This is a genomic window from Paenibacillus sp. FSL L8-0435, assembly GCF_037965655.1.
GTDB lineage: Bacteria > Bacillota > Bacilli > Paenibacillales > Paenibacillaceae > Paenibacillus.
Genome location: NZ_CP150185.1, coordinates 7,039,994 through 7,059,091 on the forward strand (window position 1 = coordinate 7,039,994; position 19,098 = coordinate 7,059,091).

At 48.5% G+C, this 19,098-nt stretch carries 15 protein-coding genes; 1 reads left to right on the forward strand and 14 read right to left on the reverse strand.

Annotation, left to right across the window (positions count from 1 at the left end; genetic code table 11):
- Positions 1-230: 230 nt before the first annotated feature.
- Both NST33_RS30985 and NST33_RS30990 read right to left on the reverse strand, forming a co-directional pair.
- Positions 231-755, reverse strand: a complete 525-nt coding sequence (locus NST33_RS30985) for a hypothetical protein (protein WP_260632668.1) — start codon at positions 753-755, stop codon at positions 231-233.
- Between the two features lie 388 nt (positions 756-1,143).
- Entirely contained in the window at positions 1,144-2,421 is a 1,278-nt protein-coding gene (locus NST33_RS30990) for a trypsin-like peptidase domain-containing protein (RefSeq protein WP_221820213.1), read from the reverse strand.
- Positions 2,422-3,145: 724 nt separating this feature from the next.
- Here NST33_RS30990 and NST33_RS30995 point away from each other — a divergent pair.
- Positions 3,146-3,358 carry a hypothetical protein gene (locus tag NST33_RS30995; protein ID WP_036611899.1) on the forward strand — a complete coding sequence of 71 codons (213 nt, stop codon included), beginning with the start codon at positions 3,146-3,148 and terminating at the stop codon, positions 3,356-3,358.
- Here NST33_RS30995 and NST33_RS31000 read toward each other — a convergent pair.
- The 12 genes from NST33_RS31000 to NST33_RS31055 all read right to left on the reverse strand — a co-directional run bounded on the left by NST33_RS31000 (position 3,327) and on the right by NST33_RS31055 (position 19,097).
- Entirely contained in the window at positions 3,327-4,133 is an 807-nt protein-coding gene (locus NST33_RS31000) for an MBL fold metallo-hydrolase (RefSeq protein WP_036671861.1), read from the reverse strand. The genes NST33_RS30995 and NST33_RS31000 overlap by 32 nt on opposite strands.
- A 6-nt stretch (positions 4,134-4,139) precedes the next feature.
- A complete protein-coding gene (yycI, locus tag NST33_RS31005) occupies positions 4,140-4,883 on the reverse strand; it encodes a two-component system regulatory protein YycI (protein WP_339306305.1) in 744 nt (247 codons plus the stop codon).
- Between the two features lie 272 nt (positions 4,884-5,155).
- Entirely contained in the window at positions 5,156-6,436 is a 1,281-nt protein-coding gene (gene yycH / locus NST33_RS31010; protein ID WP_339306307.1) for a two-component system activity regulator YycH, read from the reverse strand.
- Positions 6,420-8,270 carry a cell wall metabolism sensor histidine kinase WalK gene (walK, locus tag NST33_RS31015; protein ID WP_339306309.1) on the reverse strand — a complete coding sequence of 617 codons (1,851 nt, stop codon included), beginning with the start codon at positions 8,268-8,270 and terminating at the stop codon, positions 6,420-6,422. Before walK ends, yycH begins: the two co-directional genes overlap by 17 nt.
- Positions 8,270-8,992 carry a response regulator YycF gene (yycF, locus tag NST33_RS31020; protein WP_017691453.1) on the reverse strand — a complete coding sequence of 241 codons (723 nt, stop codon included), beginning with the start codon at positions 8,990-8,992 and terminating at the stop codon, positions 8,270-8,272. Before yycF ends, walK begins: the two co-directional genes overlap by 1 nt.
- Before the next feature lie 476 nt (positions 8,993-9,468).
- Positions 9,469-11,001 (reverse strand): peptidoglycan DD-metalloendopeptidase family protein, encoded by a 1,533-nt coding sequence (locus NST33_RS31025; protein ID WP_339306311.1) that lies wholly within the window; start codon positions 10,999-11,001, stop codon positions 9,469-9,471.
- Positions 11,002-11,471: 470 nt separating this feature from the next.
- Positions 11,472-12,296, reverse strand: a complete 825-nt coding sequence (locus tag NST33_RS31030) for a class I SAM-dependent methyltransferase (RefSeq protein WP_339180884.1) — start codon at positions 12,294-12,296, stop codon at positions 11,472-11,474.
- A 285-nt stretch (positions 12,297-12,581) separates the two neighbouring features.
- The gene (locus NST33_RS31035; RefSeq protein WP_339306313.1) at positions 12,582-13,349 is read right to left on the reverse strand and encodes a hypothetical protein; all 768 of its coding nucleotides are present in this window, start codon (positions 13,347-13,349) and stop codon (positions 12,582-12,584) included.
- Between the two features lie 221 nt (positions 13,350-13,570).
- Positions 13,571-14,857, reverse strand: coding sequence for an adenylosuccinate synthase (locus tag NST33_RS31040; protein WP_091012210.1), 1,287 nt, complete (start codon positions 14,855-14,857; stop codon positions 13,571-13,573).
- A 445-nt stretch (positions 14,858-15,302) separates the two neighbouring features.
- Positions 15,303-16,664, reverse strand: a complete 1,362-nt coding sequence (gene dnaB, locus NST33_RS31045) for a replicative DNA helicase (RefSeq protein WP_036611922.1) — start codon at positions 16,662-16,664, stop codon at positions 15,303-15,305.
- A 1-nt stretch (position 16,665) separates the two neighbouring features.
- Positions 16,666-17,109: a 50S ribosomal protein L9 gene (rplI, locus tag NST33_RS31050; RefSeq protein WP_036611925.1), complete on the reverse strand. Its 444-nt coding sequence runs from the start codon at positions 17,107-17,109 to the stop codon at positions 16,666-16,668.
- Positions 17,106-19,097 carry a DHH family phosphoesterase gene (locus tag NST33_RS31055; protein WP_076216655.1) on the reverse strand — a complete coding sequence of 664 codons (1,992 nt, stop codon included), beginning with the start codon at positions 19,095-19,097 and terminating at the stop codon, positions 17,106-17,108. The genes rplI and NST33_RS31055 overlap by 4 nt, the downstream gene beginning before the upstream one ends.
- Position 19,098 lies beyond the last annotated feature (1 nt).

Genomic DNA, 19,098 nt, shown 5'->3' on the forward strand with positions numbered 1-19,098 from the left:
AAGCATCCTTTCTGTAACCAGCTATGTTCCCGATTCACAACCGCGTATCCCATTACAGGATAGCCACTTCTCAGTTCTATCACACCTGCCACCGAAAAGAAACCCCTAGCCCTAATTTATCGTGCCCAACCTCCACCAAACCTCTCCATTCGTCGTAAAAGAACACAAAAAGCATCCCTTCCAGATACCTCCACGGTACCCTGAAAAGAATGCTCCTTAATCCATGCTCTTTAATTCAATCCCGACTGCGCCTTCGTCAACAGCTTCCCGCCTTGAAAAGCAATAACCGCATTGGCACCATTGCCGGCTGTGCCTTTATAGTTGTAAACCACCATATTCTCCGCTTCACTCAGTGCTTCACCTTCGCCGCCAAGGATCTCGATGACATCTTCCACCGACATGCCAACCTCAAGCTTCTCATACTGGGCAAAGGTAATCAGCACCCCGTCGCCTTTCCCTGCCGATCCGTTGTTTCCCGATGTTACAGGCGTTTGACCACCAGCCTCACCTACGGCAATCACATTTGTACTCAGCTCATTCAACTTGGCCTCAAGCTCTGCGATCTTTTGTTCCTGCTCAACGCTCTTGGCTCCCTGCTCCACCAGTTTCTTCTCAAGCCCTGCAATCTTCTCCTGCAGAGCACTTGTATCTACAGATGCTCCTGTCGTAGCTACCTCAGATCCACAGGCCGACAGCACAAACAGCGACAGCGCCAAGCTCGTTCCCCCAAGCATCTTTTTCTTCAAATGTTTCATCAAAATTACCCCTTCCATTCTGAAATAAAATCAGATCGACAAACAAATGTTATTGCATCAGCGACCGTCTCCAACATATTGACAACAGTTTACCACAGCCCTAGTCTTATGTATTTGCTCCTTTGGCTCCGGGTCTAACTGATCATGAGAACATAAAAATGGTTGATCTACTCATTTACTGTCGAACGAGCACATCCAATCCCTATTACAGCCAGTGTTATTTCGATTTCCTGACTTATGTAATTACGACCTAACTCACCCCTTACAACCAAGCATTGCGTAATGCTCATCCAACAACTAAAAAAGAGTGGTCAGTTGATCTGATCACTCTTCTAGCATTCCCTATTTCAATCCACGCAACAGTATGGGCTCGCTCGTTGATCTTCCCTTACTCCGGTTTATCCGTCAGCTTCACCGATACTTTCTCCGCTTTGCCATCCCGGTAGAAGGTTACTTCAATCGTATCCCCAATCTTCTTCTCATCGTACAGATACTTCCGTAGATCCAGCGTGGAGGTAATTTTTTGCCCGTCAAATTCCGTAATGACGTCATTCAGCTTCATACCTGCTTCGGATGCCGGACCGGATGCTTCCAGCACAACCACACCGCTGTCCACGTGAGATGGCAACTTCAGATCCTTACGCTGCTCGTCATCCAGTGGTGCATAAGGGTTGCTCAGATCCACCGTGTACACGCCGAGGTAAGGACGAGATACTTTGCCGTTCAAAAGCAGAGAATCGACCGTTCTCATCACTTCGTTCATCGGAATAGCGAAGCCGAGACCTTCAACGCCCGTATCCGAGATCTTCATCGTGTTGATGCCGACCACTTTGCCGTTCAAGTCCACCAAAGCACCGCCGCTATTACCTTCATTAATCGCCGCATCCGTCTGGATCACGTTTTGCTCCCAGTCGTACACCCCGTCCTGATTAATCGATACTGGTAGAATACGATCCGTGTAACTGACAATACCAGATGTAAGCGTACCGCCTAGACCGAGCGGGTTTCCAATTGCCAACACCGTTTGACCGCGCTGAAGTTTGCTGGAATCACCGATCTCCGCGACTGCACCCAGCCCTTTATCTTCTGCGGATAATACAGCAATGTCACTCACACGGTCCTTGCCAACCAGCTTCGCTTTGTGTGTCTCCCCATCTACGGTCACAATCTCCAGATCACTCGCACCCTCCACAACGTGGTGGTTGGTCATAATGTAGGCCTTGCCATCTTCCTTCTTGAAAATGACCCCTGAGCCCAGCGCCGAATCTTCCATCGATAGACTGCTACCCGTTTTATGGTTCACAATGCTCACCACGGAAGGACGGACGTGGGCTGCTGCCTGGATAATCCGGTCGTATGGATCAGCTGCCTGTGTTGCCTGTGCACTACCTCCACCACCGTTGCCTGTAGCATTCGCCAGCGGTAACGATGTGGGCTGTGTGATGAAGCTAAACAGCGTGACGGTCACGATGGAGCTGATCACCGAGCTGATCACAGCAACTTTCACTGTGGAACTGATTCCCGTACGCGATCTGCGCGGATTGCTCCAGCGGTCACGTCCACGTGCTCTGCCTCCAGGGCGGATGATCTGAAGTTTGCCTTTCTGTTCAGGTTCGGCGCGTCTTGATACTTTGGTTGAATAAAAATCGTCTCCAAACAATCCCATCGTGATCCTCTCCCCTTCGTTGTCACGCATCAAGACCCTGACTGCCGCCTAAGTTGTCGCATGGTTCAACGATGGTGTTCTTACGTTACCCCACTCCAGCCACAGCCGAGCTTCCGATCGCTGTTACTCACAAATTTTTTTTATTTCTTTTTCCTAGGTAAAATTTGTTCATAAAGGCGAACGCTACGCTTCTCCAGCCTCGTTCTGTGTCTTTCGTTACGTGCGTACCGTAAATAACCTCTCGTTTTCCCATGCTTTTTTGCAATTTTATAAAATGGTCTTGCATATCGCCGCATCCCGGCATCAAATCAAGATACAGCGTCTATGTACAACAGAACGGACACACCATTCTGTCAGTGACTCTATCAATCATGCTCTCGCATTCTATGACATGCCATTTCACACGCAAAACAGCCAAAATCACAATGCTCCTCATATACTAAACACGTCAAATCAAAAAAAGTTGCATATTCACGAAAATTAAAGCAAATTTCCGCTATAACGCGCTTAACAATAAAGGTCCATAGTATCTATCACCACAAAATCCGGTCCGCTAAGCGCCATTTTGGCAAATTTGAATAACTTTTTCACCCCTGCATAGTCACAGGTTCAGCATACACGTCTCATCACACAAATGTTAGCGGCAAAAAGAGGAATGTTTTCCACCAAGCCTGACTACAATAATAGTAAAAGACAATTCGAAGCTTCATAGAGGAGGATATATATGGATCGCACACGTACACTCACAGCCATGGATGAAGTTCATATGGCGGCCAAGCTGGCCGATCTCAAGGAAGAACACTATCGCAATACCCTTGCACTCAGCACCATCATTGAACTACTTATCGATAAAGGCATCCTGACCCGCGAGGAAGTCGAGCGCAAAGCCGCCGAACTCGACAGCTTTATGGCTCACCCACCCTATCCCATGGCGTAGGACGGTCGTAATACGTATCACAGAGTTTGAACTCATGATCCCGATAAAAGCATCCACGGCTCTCCATTGCGTCGCGCACCGACATTTTCGCCAAGTCCATCATATTATGATCTCGGCTAAGATGTGCCAGATACGTGCGCTTGATGCGTCCGTTCATCAGTTCACTAAGCGCTGCGCCTGCTGCTTCGTTCGACAAATGCCCAATGTCGCTCAAAATCCGGCGCTTGGTGTTCCATGGATAACGCCCCATACGCAGCAATTCGACATCATGATTCGCCTCCAGCACCAGCACGTCAGAATCAGAGATGGCATCGCGAACCTTGTCGCTCATGTACCCAAGATCGGTTGCAACAGACAGCTTCTCCGTACCATCATCGAAAGTGTAGCCTACGGGCTCAGCTGCATCATGCGAGATCCCGAAAGATTCCACGCGCAGTGACCCAAAATCATGCTTTTCACCCGTCTCAAATACCCTCCGGTTTTCCTCTGGAATCGCCCCAACCGACTTCTCCAGTGCCGCCCACGTATTCAGATTTGCGTAGATTGGTAAATTATATTTCCGAGACATCGCGCCTAGTCCTTTAATGTGATCGGAATGTTCATGTGTAACCAGAATCCCGTCCAATTCTGCCCCAGAAATCTCCCTTTCCTGAAACAGTGCATCCAATCGCTTCGCACTAAGACCCGCGTCAATCATGAGTGAGGTACCCCCATGCTGTATGACTGTGGCATTACCTGTCGAACCGCTGGATAACACGGTAAAATATATCCCCATAACGCATTACTCCCCTGGTTTGTCTGTCTTGGGACTGAATACATCCCCACTGATGCCCTGCACGTACAACACTTCGCCACTTTCCAGCACGAACCGCCATGCCGGCATCGCTACCTGTATATCTGAATTGAACAACTGGCCGTAATAGCCCAGCTGAATATCTTTGACAATTGCATCATTTGGCAAAAAGTTCTCGATCAGCGTTCCCAGCGCCTTCGACGCCGGAAGCACCTGCTGATCACTCTCCTCTGCGGTTGTAATCCGCACTGGAGTTTGACGGTAACCCGTTATTTTCTGGTCGCTGTAGAATAGCTCCAGACTCACATTGAAGAGCGGCCATTTGCCATCCACCAGTGGGTGAAGCACAAAAGCTCCATCCTCGGCCATCAGCTGATCCAGCCGGTATGTCCCGATCTGTGGAATCTCACGCTCTAATGCATCTTCCAGTTCACTCTGCGAGAAGATCAGCTTGCTATCTACAGGCTGTTCCAGTTCCATATCCACACCAGCCTTGCCCTCTTCAATGAACTCATAGGACAACTTTGGCAGCTTTGGCGTTTCATTCGGAATCGGAGCCAGTACCTGGATCCCCTTCTCTTCCATCGCCTGCTGTGTATTATCTGCCAGTGAGGTGAAGTCCAGATTGGCTCCGGCCGTCTCTCGCGCATCCATCCAGATCTGGTATCCCAGCACCAGATTGAGCAGCAGAAAGGCATAGATCAACACATTTTTCGCCCGTCCCCAATCCAAAACGTTCCCCCCTAACTTAGCTGCTTGCAATACTTTCTCAAGTTGCCTACACCTTCCACCGTAACTGGCCGTTTATAGCCTTTGAACTTAAAGCTATACGATAACGGAGAGGGCAGAAATAACCTGAAGAAGCGGAGCGTTCGCCTTTACCACCAGATTTCTCCCGTGTTAAAAGGGAATTCAAGAAATCTGGGGGTAACAGCGATCGGAAGGTTATTCTGCACGCGTAGTGATAAAGTACAGCTACTCTTTGGTTCAAAGACTATAACCTATCAAGATACGGTAGTTTCCTCACCATTTCCGAATCGAATAACCCATACCGGGATCAGCTTGAGTCCGTCCTCAATCGAAGAAGGACGATATGCCGGGTACACGTCCACGACCTGGCGATTCTCACCTGCCACCTTTTTAATAAGAGCCTTCAGCTTGTCTCCACCAGGCAACTTTACCGATTTCTTCGTCTCTGCACCTTCGTTCAGGTATTCCAGCGATCGTTCATAACTAGATACCGTCTCCTGCTGCATCTCCATGCTGATCGTGCCAAAGCGGAACTGCATGGAATCCATAATCGGATAGCTGCCATAATACTGCTGGAATTCAAGCTGTGTCTTGCTATCGGCGGTCTCCAGCATCATGCGCGAACGGCCTTTCCAGCCACCATGCTGATTCACAAAATCAACCGCAGACAGTGCATCCTTCGCAGGATCAATCTGTCCCGCAGGCGGTGCCGCCGGATCGGTGTAACTGATCCAGCGCTGTTCCTGTTTTACCTGCAGACTACGTTTACTGTCGGTGTAGATCTCCGATCCATCTTTTTCCCGGATATTCCGGGTCATGCTTGGATCGAAAAACAGACTACGCTGCATCTGCTCAACCGTGAACTGACCTGTTGGCACATCCGCCTCAATCGTCTCCAGAGCTTCCGCCGGGATATAATACCCGCCATCCATCAAGGTATATGGCGTCCAGTTCGTACCGAAGTCAACATGCTGCTGCACGTCTTGTACTGTCAGGTCTGCCTGCGTTGCCTCGTATACCACGTCTCCCTTGGCGCTGAAGAACAGCGCATGGGCCTTCGTTTCATTTTTGGACGTATAGATCGAGATTCGGTTAATGGTCTCCCCTTGGAACAAGGAATCCGTCCCAAGCCTCATCACCCGCTGTAACAATGCTACGGGAATACCTTCTTTGAACGATAGCTCAAACCCAGGGCTCTCCTTGCGAATCTGATCCCAGTTCACCGATTGCACACTGCGGCGCTGAAAATCATCGAACGCACGCCCCTGTAACCTTGAATAGATCAACTGATAGAACGTATTGCCAGGGTAAAACACCGTATGTTTATCCTCACCCAGATGAATAACCATCTGATCGGGGAAGATCAATTCTTCAATATTGCGTTCCTGACCCATATTTTCCGTCTTCACATAGTTCGTCTCTGACGTCACAATGGAATCTCCGCCTCCGGGCAAACGGTAGATCAGAAAATAACTTTGAACGAGACTGGCTACAACAAGGGCAGCAAGCACCAAGGATTTAATCCGTTCCTTCACGGTGCTCACCCCCTTTCTCACGCATCGGCAACGTGAACGTTACTGTCGTTCCCACGTCTACCTCAGACTCCAGAGAGATGCGGCCATCATGTGCCTTCACAATTTCCCGGGCAATGGACAGTCCTAGCCCTGTGCCTCCCATACTGCGGGAACGAGCCTTGTCCACCCGATAAAACCGCTCAAAAATGCGATCCAGATCGCGCTGTGGGATACCCATTCCGGTATCGGATACCGAGATGGCAAGTGTGTGTTCATCACTGCGTCTAGCCGCAATTGTAATGGTGCCGCCTTCCAATGTATATTTCAGCGCATTGGACACGACATTATCGAGCACCTGATCAATCTGGTCGCGATCCAGTGGAACAGCCGGAATATCATTCTCCACAGATAACACAGGCTGAATATCCTTCTGATGCATCTGGAATGAGAATCGATCCGTCACTTCCTCCAGCATTTCCAGAATGTCGGTTGGCTGTTTCCGCAGCAAAGCCTCTTTGGAATCAAGCCGCGACAGGTGTAGCAGATCCGTAACCAGTCGTATCATTCGCTCCGTCTCGTTCTGAATAACACCAACAAAACGACCAGCAAGCTGAGGATCTTCCAGTGCACCGTCATCCAGTGCTTCCGCGTAACTCTTGATCGTAGTCAGTGGTGTACGCAGTTCATGGGATACATTCGCCACGAATTCACGCCGGGATGCCTCAAGTTCTTCCTGCTCGGTAACGTCCTGAAGTACGGCAATCGTTCCCGTGATCCCCCGTTCACGCCGATGAACAGGTGTGAACGTCATCCGAATGACAACAGGCTCTTCTTGTCCTGCGGGTGCAATCTGCAGCAACGTTGAACCTGTGAAACCACTCGCAAGGGCTTCCGCATCTTCAGGATCAATGCCGAGTAATATGGCAAAGTGTCTTCCTTCAATATCCGCAGGATGCATACCCAGAATACTGCTGGCACGACGGTTTACGAGAATGACTTTACCATACTCATCCGTAGCCACCACACCATCACTCATATTGGTCAGAATGGAAGTCAACTTCTCCTTCTCCTCTTCATTCAGTGAAAGTGCATCCCGAAGCCTGCTGGTCATATAGTTAAAAGCCCGACTGAGCTGACCAATCTCATCCGTGCCAAATACAGGTGTCTGCTGATCAAAGTTACCTTCTGCGACCGCTGTCGCTCTCCGAGTCACTTCCTTAATCGGCTGCGTTATCGTATGGGACAGGATCACGCCAAGCACCGCCGTTAACACCAAGGCAATCAGAATGCCGGAGATAAAGATTTTGTTGATTCCTTCCATCGTGGAATACAGCTCGTTCATGGACGCCGCGATGTAGACCGCGCCAATGATCTTGCCGCCGGACAGCACCGGCTTGGCGACGACCTTTTTGCGAACATTATCCTCGTCCACGATATATTCCTCATTGTCCCGAATGCCTTGCAGCGCACGGCTGACTACGGTCTGGGTGTTTTTGCGACCCACATAGTCCGAATGTGAACTTAGCGAGGTCGTGAGTACCTTGCCGCTGGCATCCAGCACCTGAATCTCGGCACCGTTAATGTTGAACAGATTGTTCACCAGCACACGCAGATTTTCCGTTTTGTCCTCGCCAGCCTCTGCTTCTCCACCCGCCATCGTCTCCCCTACGAGAACCGACAGCATTTCCGCACGCGCCTGCAAGTCTTCCGTAAAGTTGCTCGTCAGCGAGTTCTTCATCGCGCTCACAAAATAAACGCCGATCAATTGCATCGCAATCAGAATCAGCAGTACATAGATAATTATCAATTTCGCCTGAATCGTTCGGAAGAACGAGAATCGCGCGAATCGGCCCATTATATCCCCACGCTTTTGGCACTGCGCACGAGATAACCGAGCCCGCGGCGTGTCAGAATCGTTTCCGGTTTGCTCGGATTCTCCTCAATCTTCTCACGCAGACGACGGATCGTGACATCCACGGTACGTACATCGCCGAAATATTCATATCCCCATACCGCCTGCAGTAGATGTTCCCGTGTCATAACCTTGCCGGAATGCTTCGCCATATAATAGAGAAGTTCGTATTCACGGTGGGTCAGATCAAGCGGTTCTCCGCCTTTATAAGCCGTATACATGTCCATATCAAACGCCAGATCAAACAGCCGCATGACCTGCTTCTCTTCGTCTTCGTGCGCTTCTGCCGTAATCGCAAGCTTTTGCCGTCTGCGCATCTGTGCCTTCACCCGTGCAAGCAGCTCACGCGTACTGAATGGCTTCGTCACGTAATCATCCGCACCCAATTCCAGACCAAGCACCTTGTCGATCTCGCCATCCTTGGCGGTAAGCATAATGATCGGCATCTCCAGATGAGCGCGCACCTCACGACAGACATCCATACCGTCCTTGCCCGGGAGCATCAGATCCAGCAGCATCAGATCCGGTTTCTCGGATAACGCCAGTTCAACCGCACGAATGCCATCAAATGCACAGATGACCTCGTACCCCTCTTTTTCCAAATTAAACTTCAGAATGTCCGCGATGGGCTGTTCATCGTCCACCACCAAAATCTTCCCCTGCATCGGCTAAGTTCACCCCTATATCCTGCTTAATCCGCGTTAGCGTTTATATCTCTTTTCTATGTTTAGCTTGTACCAAGCCTGCTTGATTGGTTTCTCTAATATAAGTTGAACTAAAGAATATTTACTCTCATACTACGATGACAGAACAACCTTCCAATCGCTGTTATCCCCAGATTTTTTCGATTCCCTTTTCTCAAGGGAAAATCCGGGGATAGCGTATGCTTCCGATGCAGCTTTCTTTCAGAAAGCTTTTAGGCGAACGCTTCGCTTTTTCAGGTTTTTTCTGTCCTCTCCGTTATCGTAAAAATAATTAGTTCAACTTATATAGCTTGTTGTTTATATTCTCTAGTTTAACATACCTGAAGCACCGTCACATCCCGATCAGGGGCTTGGAAGGTCTTTCATCTGAAAATTTTTTACAGCAGCAAAAAACAAGGCCAGCATTATAGCCAACCTTGCTCTACTTAAGCTCTATATTAGTTCAGATACGTTAACGGATTTTCTACCGTTCCATTCTTAATAATCTCAAAATGCAGATGTGTTCCAGTCGAACGACCCGTGTTGCCCATAACGCCGATACTCTCGCCTTTTTCAACCACTTGTCCAACCTTAACGCCAATGCTGTTCAAATGTCCATACAGTGTTTCGTATCCGTTACGGTGGTTAATAATGATGACATTACCATAGCCGCTTTTCTGTCCTGCAAAAGTAATTACACCCTCATCAGACGCTTTCACATCGCGGTTACCTACCAGATCGACACCTTTGTGCTGGCGACCCCAACGTTGTCCAAAGCTGCTGCTCATCGTTGCATTTGATACCGGCCAAGCAAATTCACCTGAGCCCTCACCAACAACTTTTGTTCCGCTAAGGACTACTTCAGTTACTGCTGTTTTAATCACTTCCTGACCAAGCCACTCTTCCTGAACCACTTCACCATTTTCTTTGGTTATACGGTACTGCATGCTTTTCAAGCCACTTTGTCCTGGGCGCACGACTTTTGTTGTACCTGCTTTCAACGCGTCACTTTTGCGCACTTCCACTTGCGGTTTGATCTCAATCTGTTCAACAACCTGCTCAACCGATTTAACGGTTACCGCCGGTTTCGGAACGGTCAAGGTCAGTTCGTCTCCGATTTGAAGCGACGTTTCCTTGATGCCCGGATTATGCTTACGAATCTCGCTTTGTGTAATTTCATACTTGGCAGCGATCGAAGAGATTGTATCTCCTTCACGAACCACATAAGTTACAGGCGCGTCTTTACCAACGGTTAATGCTTTAACCGCCTCGGACACATCCCATATTTTGTTTGGATCAGCCTTCACCACATCTGTCGCTACATCTTCCTTGATGCCTACCGATTTCAGGGTTGTGCTAGGTCCCTCCTCTTTCTTCGAGGAGTTAGCCGATACCGACTTCGTCTTCAGCGAACTTCGCACAGCCGATGCCGATATGTATTTGCTCTGCACTTGTTCCAGGATTGCATCCGCTGTTGCCTGATCCTTCACGATACCAATGACTTCACCGTCTACCTTGAGCTCCACACCTTTGGCGTAGGCTGTCAGCATGTCACCCAGTTTGTCCAGCGTCTCGTCACTGTTCACTTCAGGTTTGTACGCTCTTACCGTTTCGGTTGTGATGCCATCCGTGTTCAGCACCATCTCTGCATCCGGATATTTATGTTGATATTCCTCAGTTTTGTCTGTAAATAGTTGTTGTAATTGTGCCTCATCTGCAATGGTACCAATCTCGCTACCTTTAACCATTACTTTATAGTACGGTACGGTGTTTGCAGTAACATATTGTTTGCCTGCGAACCCAAGCGATGCTGCGATGAATACACCACATGCTGCTGTAATGATCCATTTGCGCGAGGCCAGAACGCGCTTCTTATTCACACTGAAGGTGGACATGCTCATGTTGTTTTTGTCTTCGGCCGTCCGGTGTTCCCCGGATTGTTCGTGTACCCGGTCTTTGCCCGGTTGGCGTATGCCTCTGAAACCTTTCATGATTCTCTCCTTTTCAGCACTTCTCAGTTCGCATTTCTGTCAAGACATCACCCATCGTGTCTGTCCCATGCTCGTTGATACTTGTATTGGTTGTCCGCAAAATCGGACTTTAGCTACGCTCTCAAAAGTGTCAAAATTTTAACCTTTTATCACACCCGTATACTTTAACACAGGTTTTACACTCATTTCAACTCTACACGTCACACCGCAAAGCCACGCCCCGCTTGGTTTCCCTTAATTACCCATAAGATAGTATGGCTGTTCCATCACCCATTATGCCTCAACATCCGCTGTACTATGTACTTTTGTTCGCAAATTAAGACTAGGTTCTAAGACCCAGTGAAATATGCTTTATTTTTCATAAAAATACAAATAAAATCCCTCACCAGATCAACTCTGATAAGGGATTACGTAAACAACCTGTTTGTGGTTTATCTTAAACTGGATTTCATCTCATGTCACAATAGAAATTAACCTTCATGTCTCGATTCTTTGGCTGCAAGAATTACAAATCGCTTCTGCTGTACTTCCCAGAATCCATTTTGCTCCATCTCCATATGAATATCCATTAACGGCTGACGGAACTGTTTTACCTTGAAATCAGGTACTTGCCACGGGATGGTCTTTAGATAATATACCAGTGCCCCTATATCATAGAAACGCTGCGCGGGAGTTGCTTCCCGTTGCTCCAGAATACGGAATCCACACTGTTCCAGCTGAAGAACAGCACGATCCAGCTCCCATCCAGCGTAATCCGCTGGCATAGGAATGCCGAGCCGATCATTGATCTCCCTGCAATCTGACCAACCTACCTGTTGAGTCAGAAACAGTCCACCTACCGATAGAATCCGCCTAACTTCCTGCTCATCATACGACTCATGCCGATTAAGAATCAGATCAAATTCCCCATCTGCGAAAGGAAGTTGTGAATCATCAGTCACTGGAAGCACCTTCACACCGAGCGGCTGTAAACGTTCCTCTGCAATCGGTATATTGGGGAGATAGCCTTCGGTCGCACATGTGTATGGAGGAAGGGGACAGAGCCTGGACAGCATTTCTCCTCCACCAGTCCCCATGTCGAGCATTCGTTCTGTTTGATTCAATAATCGGCGCGCCATCGTTCCATAGGACCAGGGCAACATTCCACTCTGAAGTCGCTCACTCCCTGTTACATAGCTAAAATCCCAGCCACTAAACGGCTGATCTGCTTCTTGCAGACCTTGCTCGTATCGCTCTTTAGCAGTCTCGGCAAACTTGTTTACTGACGGTTCTGACTTCGAATGATATAAGTTCATGTTCAATAAAACCTCCAATTAGTGAATTCATAAACACAGATACATCGTATCTCTTGAATGCACCCTATGAACGGAGGCCCCCGAATTGAACTAGAGGTTTCTGCAATTTTGCCTAAACGTTTTTATATGTCGTGTTCTTTCCCTTTATATTTCATACACTGTACCCTCCTATAGGCATTTCCAGTATTTATTTAAATAGATTATATTCAATAGTCATCGACAAGTCCAATACAGTATGAATCAGGCGTTACTCGTCTATGAGCACGCCTGTCTTCCCTGCCTATCTTATTCTGTCTGCAGTACTTCCATCAGATTGTCATACTCTTCACTGGTCAGGTACTTCGAGATCACCTGTTCAATCTCACGTAGTTCCTGTTCCGTTAGGCCACCTTCCATGGCACCTGAGATCTGTTGCATTTCTTTCTGCGGCAGCTTGTTCATGAGCAGGCTGAAGATTTTTTCTTTCTCCTCTGCTGGCAGCTTGTCCTTCGCTCCTGTAATGTCATCCGGTGATACAACAATGGCATCATTGCCTGTAGAAGCACCTCCGCTGGCCGCTCCGGTTCCATTACCTGAAGCTGAACCACTACCCTGATCTGTTCCTGAGTCATTACCCGTGCCCGTATTCGTCCCATTGCCTGCACTTGTGCCTGAATTTGATCCTACGGTCGTATCTGTACCTGAACCTTCCCCAGTGCCCTCGTTTGAGCCACTTCCTTGGGACGCATCGCTACCTGTATCTACGCCAGATTGACCGCTCTCCGTCCCATTCCCCATAACTGAAACAGCATCTTCCGGAACCTGCTCTTCGTCCGCTCCTGTCGGCTGATCTGTCGTCCCATTTCCTGATTTGTTCCCTTCACTGGTTTTACCGCCCAAGGCACCTTGGAACATGGTAGTTAACCCCGTGGGTTGACCTTCCCACTGAATATTGAAACTCGCGAGTAGCGACTTCGCATATGACTGTACAATTAATCCGGTCGTGAGCAGTGTCAGTGAACTGACCAGCAACACGGTTAGCACGATTTTGACAAACCACACAAGCAACTTCATTCCGTTCTCTCCCTCCGATATCCCACCCGTCTAACATGCGCATGTCGGGGTCTGTGACTCTACTGTTAACCAGTATTGACGGAAATCTTGGGATTATATCCGAAAAACATACAAAAAACCTCCAGTCATCGCTATAAAAGCAACAACTGGAGGCTTAACATGCCTAAGTCGGCAGAGGATTCTATTTTATAATTCAAGAAACAATCTCTCTATTTCTTCGATTACTCGTAGATTGGAAGAACTTGATTTGTTTGCTCACGGTTACGACCAACGGAGAAGATGGCAATTGGAATGCCTGTCAGTTCGGAAACACGTTTTACATAATTCTGTGTGTTCACTGGCAGGTCTTCAAGTTTCTTAGCTCCAGTGATATCTTCGCTCCAACCTGGCATCTCTTCGTATACTGCTTCACATTCTGCCAGCATTTTGAGGCTTGCCGGATAGTGTGTGATGACCTCGCCGCGGAATTTGTATCCTGTGCAGATTTTTACAGTTTCCAGACCTGTCATTACGTCCAGAGAGTTCAGGGACAGACCTGTGATTCCACTGACACGACGCGCGTGGCGAACAACAACACTATCGAACCAACCTACACGACGTGGACGTCCAGTTACCGTACCATACTCATGTCCAGTCTCACGGATTTGGTCGCCGATTGCATCATGCAATTCCGTAGGGAATGGGCCATCTCCTACACGGGTTGTGTAAGCTTTCGCTACCCCAATGACTTGCTGAATACGAGCCGGTCCTACGCCAGAACCGATACATACGCCACCCGCGGACGGATTGGATGATGTAACAAATGGATAAGTTCCTTGATCAAGGTCCAACATAACGCCTTGTGCACCTTCAAACAATACTTTTTTGTCCTCATCAATATATTCGTTCAGAACAACGGATGTATCACGTACGTAAGGACGCAGAATTTCAGCATATCCGAGGTAATCTTGTAGAATCTCTTCCACATCAACAGGCTGGCCACCGTAGACTTGCTCGATGACACGGTTCTTTTCTTTGACCAGATGACGCAGTTTCAGTTCGAAATCTTCAGCATCCATCAGGTCAACCATCCGAATACCAATACGAGCTGATTTGTCCATGTAACATGGGCCAATTCCTTTGCCAGTCGTACCAATTTTGTTCGGACCTTTGCTCTCTTCTTCCAGTGCATCCAATACCATGTGATATGGCAGGATGATATGTGCGCGCTCACTGATGGACAGGTTCTTCGTTGTAAAATCATTGTCATGAATATAGTTAATTTCTTCGATGAGTGCCTTCGGGTTGATAACCATTCCGTTACCAATAACACACGCTTTATCCGTGTAGAAAATCCCTGATGGAATCATCGTCAGTTTATATTTTTTGTTATCAATCAGAATTGTATGACCCGCATTGTTACCACCTTGATAACGAGCCACCACATCAGCGCTCTCCGCCAAATAATCCGTGATTTTACCTTTTCCTTCGTCTCCCCATTGCGTTCCCACTACAACTACCGTTGACATAGTTAACATTCCTCCGTGGGTGCCTTGCGCACCTTTGTATTGGTCTGTCCGTCCTCTATCCCGGCAGGCGTGTTACGCAAAAAACCGACTGAGAAGCGTGCTAACGGACAGTAAAAATGTCCTTCCGTTACATTCAAGGGAAGGTTTGCGCTGCTTTAACGCAGCAGTATTAGTGTACCAGTACCCTTTTTCAAAGTCAAATCAAATGGCGAACAATTAGATATAGTACAACTGTAATGTTCGGGATTTACCCATTATTTCGACACAAAAAACCGGAGACTTCAGTCTAAGCTTGCTTGACTGCTATCACCGGTTCAAGGATACCCATTTCAATGTGAATCTATATCTGGTATTTATAAGACCTGTTTGAGTTCAGTTGCTCTAATGGTTGATCTTCGGGACAAACGATTCTGGCTTCTTGATCGAAGCCGTCAGCACCTGCCCGTTACATCGCGAAGGCGTCATTGTGCGCCCTCTCGTAATTGACGAATTTATTAAAGTTTTTCAGGAAGACCAGTTCTACCGTACCTACCGGACCGTTACGCTGTTTAGCGATAATGATCTCGATAATATTTTTCTTCTCGGTCTCCTGGTTATAGTAGTCATCCCGGTACAGGAACGCTACGATGTCGGCATCTTGCTCGATCGAACCCGATTCCCGCAAGTCACTCATCATCGGACGTTTGTCCTGACGTTGCTCTACACCCCGGCTCAGCTGGGACAAGGCAATAACCGGAACTTCCAGTTCCCGGCCAATCTGTTTTAGTGTACGTGAAATCTCGGATACCTCTTGTTGACGGTTCTCCCCTGCTTTACCACGTCCACTAATCAGTTGAAGATAGTCAATCAGGATCATGCCAAGGCCTTTCTCTTTCTTCAGGCGACGGCATTTGGCACGAATATCCGCTACGGTAATCCCTGGCGTATCATCTATGAAGATGTTCGCTTCTGACAAAGCGGCAATACCCATCGTCAGCTTCTGCCAGTCCTCATCACCCTTGAAGTCACCCATACGCATTACGCTGGCATCCAGGTTGGCTTCCGCACAAATCATACGTTGTACCAGCTGGGCAGCTGACATCTCCAGACTGAAGATGGCTACCGTCTCCTGTGCACGAATGGCCACGTTCTGAGCGATATTCAGGGCGAAGGCCGTCTTACCTACGGAAGGACGGGCCGCTACAATGATCAAGTCACTGCGCTGGAATCCGGCAGTCATCTTGTCCAGATCGATAAACCCGGACGGAATACCTGTCGTTGTACCCTTATTCTGATGAAGTGTTTCCACACGATCGAATACTTCCATCAGTACATCCTGAATGGCTATAAAACCACTACTGGAGCGACGGTTGGAGATCTCCAGAATGCGACGTTCAGCTTCTCCGAGCATCGCTGCAACATCTTCGCCGCCTGTGTATCCTTCGCTCACGATCTGGGTTGCCGTACGAATCAGGCGACGCAGCATCGATTTCTCTTCGATAATCTGAGCGTAATAGTCTACGTTCGCGGCTGTAGGTACACCATGGGCTAGTTTAGCCAGATAACTAACGCCCCCGATGTCCTCCAGCTCACCTTTATCCTTCAGAAGCGAAGTCAGTGTCACGAGGTCAATTGGTTGATTTCCCTCACCAAGCTGGATCATCGCTTCAAAGATTAATTGATGGGGCTTATCATAGAAATCCTCGGTTTGCACCCGTTCCATCGCTGTAATCAGGGCCTCGCCCTGCAACAGGATTGCACCCAGCACGGCCTGTTCGGCTTCCAGGTTCTGCGGGGGAATCCGGTCGAATAACATTTCTCCGCCCATCTTACTCTTCCGTTACCTGTACCTTCAAGGTTGCCTTCACTTCAGGGTGAACCTTGACAGTTACTTGTGTTACGCCGAGTGTACGAATAGGCTCGTCCAGCTCAATTTTGCGTTTGTCTACTTTCAGACCCTTTTTAGACAAAGCTTCTGCGATCTGTTTGCTGGTAATGGCGCCGAACAGACGACCACCTTCGCCGGACTTGGCTTTCAGTTCAGTCACTTCTGCTTCCAGCTTTTTCGCAAGTGCTTCCGCTTCTGCTTTCTCTTCCTGTTTGAGTCTTTCTTCAGCCGCCTTCTGGTTATCCAGTGTCTTCATGTTGCCGTCTGTTGCCAGACGTGCGATTCCCCGTGGCAATAGGAAGTTCTGTGCGTAACCCTCAGATACTTCTTTCACTTGCCCTTTCTTGCCTTGACCCTTCATATCTTTTATAAAAATGACTTTCATTCGAACAGCCCCTCTTCCTTTTCGATTTCAGCCAGTACGTTCGTCAGCCGTTTTTCTGCCTCTCCAAGCGTTCCTTCAAGCTGCACGGCAGCATTCGTCAAATGTCCGCCACCGCCCAGTCGTTCCATGACAACCTGAACATTCATGCGCCCCAGCGATCTCGCGCTGATGCCAATGAGTCCATCCGGACGCTCGCTTATAACAAATGAAGCGACCACGTCAGTCATGTTCAGCAATGTGTCCGCCACCTGGGCGATCATCATCTGTGAAATCTTGCTGCCAGGGTCTGTGACCGCCAGCGCAATGTTTCCATATACCATTTTAGCATGCTTTATGATTTCTGCCTTAGCAATATATTCTGACAGATCCTCTTTCATCAACCGCTGGATCATAATGGTGTCCGCACCGCTACGGCGCAGGAAGCCTGCCGCTTCGAACGTTCTGGACCCCGTGTGCAGTGCAAAATGCTTCGTATCTACCGTAATTCCGGCAAGTAGAGCCGTAGCTTCCAGCGGAGTGAATTGTACCTTATCATGAATGTATTGCAAGAGTTCGGTTACCAATTCGGCAGCAGAGGACGCATAAGGTTCCAGATAGATCAACACTGCGTCATTGATGAACTCTTCACCCCGGCGATGGTGATCCACAACGACGACACGGGTAGCAGACTGTACCAGTTTTGGCTCCATGGTCATGGAGGCCTTATGAGTATCCACTACCACCAGCAACGTGTGCTCGGTCATCATCTGGGTTGCTTGTTCCGGTGATACAAATGCTTTGGACAACTTCTCGTCCTTATTCACTTGCTCCATCATGCGTTCAATCGATGGATTAATTCCATCCAGAACAATCCGTGCTTCCACATTATACAGACTGGCCGCTTTCCACACTCCGATGGATGCGCCGATCGCGTCCATATCCGGAATTTTGTGCCCCATGATGAGCACCCGATCGCTCTCCTGCATAAGATCACGCAGCGCGTGCGCAATAACGCGGGCTCTTACCCGTGTGCGTTTCTCCACTGCGTTAGACTTACCGCCATAGAAAGACAGGCGTTGTCCGGACTTCACGGCAGCCTGATCACCACCACGTCCAAGCGCCATGTCCAGACTGGACTGTGCCAGTTCTCCCATCTCGCTGATGCTATCCGATCCAAACGCCAGTCCAACACTGAGTGTCATTGGCACTTTGAGATCAGCAGTCATCTCACGAACTTCATCCAAAATGACAAATCGGCTCTGCTCCAGTTCCTGCAAAGACTTATGATTCAGCATCAACAGATAACGATCAGAAGACAGACGGCGCAGGTACACTTCGTACCGCTTGGCCCAAGACGTAATTTCGCTGGTCACTCGGGCAATCAGTGCTGTACGCTGTTGATCGTCCATGCCTTGGGCAGCCTCGTCCAGATTATCCAGAACGAGAATTCCCAATGCAAGGCGTTCATTTTCATATTTATCACGAAGAATGGCTAGCTCCGTAATCTCGTATACATATACATACCGCTCCTGCGGGTTATGAATAACTCCATAATGTCGATCATCCAACTGGAATTCGTCATGCAACTCCTTGGATGAATGTTCCTTCGTCCCATCCTTCTTCTCTTTAGGCTGAGGAAGTTTAGGAAACATATTAAGTAGCGGATTACCCACCATTGTCTTCTCCTGGAACATCTCCGCGACAAAGCGGTTATGCCACTCTACCGTACGATCTTCGCTGTACAGCACAATTCCGAATGGAAGCATGCTGACCGCTTCCCCCTCCATCCGTTTGATCCGAATAGATAGGCCATTAATGTAGTCGTTAAGCTCACGGCGGAACGCGAGCTCCGCCTTAATCATGACGATTCCCAGCGCCGAAGCCAGTATCAGACTAATCAAACCAAGCGTCCAGTTATAAATGGTAACGAACATAACGAGCAACAGCAGCAGTATGAACGCCCATACGGTATAGTAGCCGTGCCAGCGTTTCTTCAGAAATTTAGGCATG

Coding starts and splice junctions, on each gene's coding strand:
- NST33_RS31030 (WP_339180884.1), bottom strand. CDS start 12,296: ATGAACTTATATCATTCGAAGTCAGAACCGTCAGTAAACAAGTTTGCC.
- walK (WP_339306309.1), bottom strand. CDS start 8,270: ATGGGCCGATTCGCGCGATTCTCGTTCTTCCGAACGATTCAGGCGAAA.
- rplI (WP_036611925.1), bottom strand. CDS start 17,109: ATGAAAGTCATTTTTATAAAAGATATGAAGGGTCAAGGCAAGAAAGGG.
- NST33_RS31000 (WP_036671861.1), bottom strand. CDS start 4,133: ATGGGGATATATTTTACCGTGTTATCCAGCGGTTCGACAGGTAATGCC.
- NST33_RS31040 (WP_091012210.1), bottom strand. CDS start 14,857: ATGTCAACGGTAGTTGTAGTGGGAACGCAATGGGGAGACGAAGGAAAA.
- NST33_RS31025 (WP_339306311.1), bottom strand. CDS start 11,001: ATGAAAGGTTTCAGAGGCATACGCCAACCGGGCAAAGACCGGGTACAC.
- NST33_RS31035 (WP_339306313.1), bottom strand. CDS start 13,349: ATGAAGTTGCTTGTGTGGTTTGTCAAAATCGTGCTAACCGTGTTGCTG.
- dnaB (WP_036611922.1), bottom strand. CDS start 16,664: ATGGGCGGAGAAATGTTATTCGACCGGATTCCCCCGCAGAACCTGGAA.
- NST33_RS30990 (WP_221820213.1), bottom strand. CDS start 2,421: ATGGGATTGTTTGGAGACGATTTTTATTCAACCAAAGTATCAAGACGC.
- NST33_RS31055 (WP_076216655.1), bottom strand. CDS start 19,097: ATGCCTAAATTTCTGAAGAAACGCTGGCACGGCTACTATACCGTATGG.
- yycF (WP_017691453.1), bottom strand. CDS start 8,992: ATGCAGGGGAAGATTTTGGTGGTGGACGATGAACAGCCCATCGCGGAC.
- NST33_RS30985 (WP_260632668.1), bottom strand. CDS start 755: ATGAAACATTTGAAGAAAAAGATGCTTGGGGGAACGAGCTTGGCGCTG.
- NST33_RS30995 (WP_036611899.1), top strand. CDS start 3,146: ATGGATCGCACACGTACACTCACAGCCATGGATGAAGTTCATATGGCG.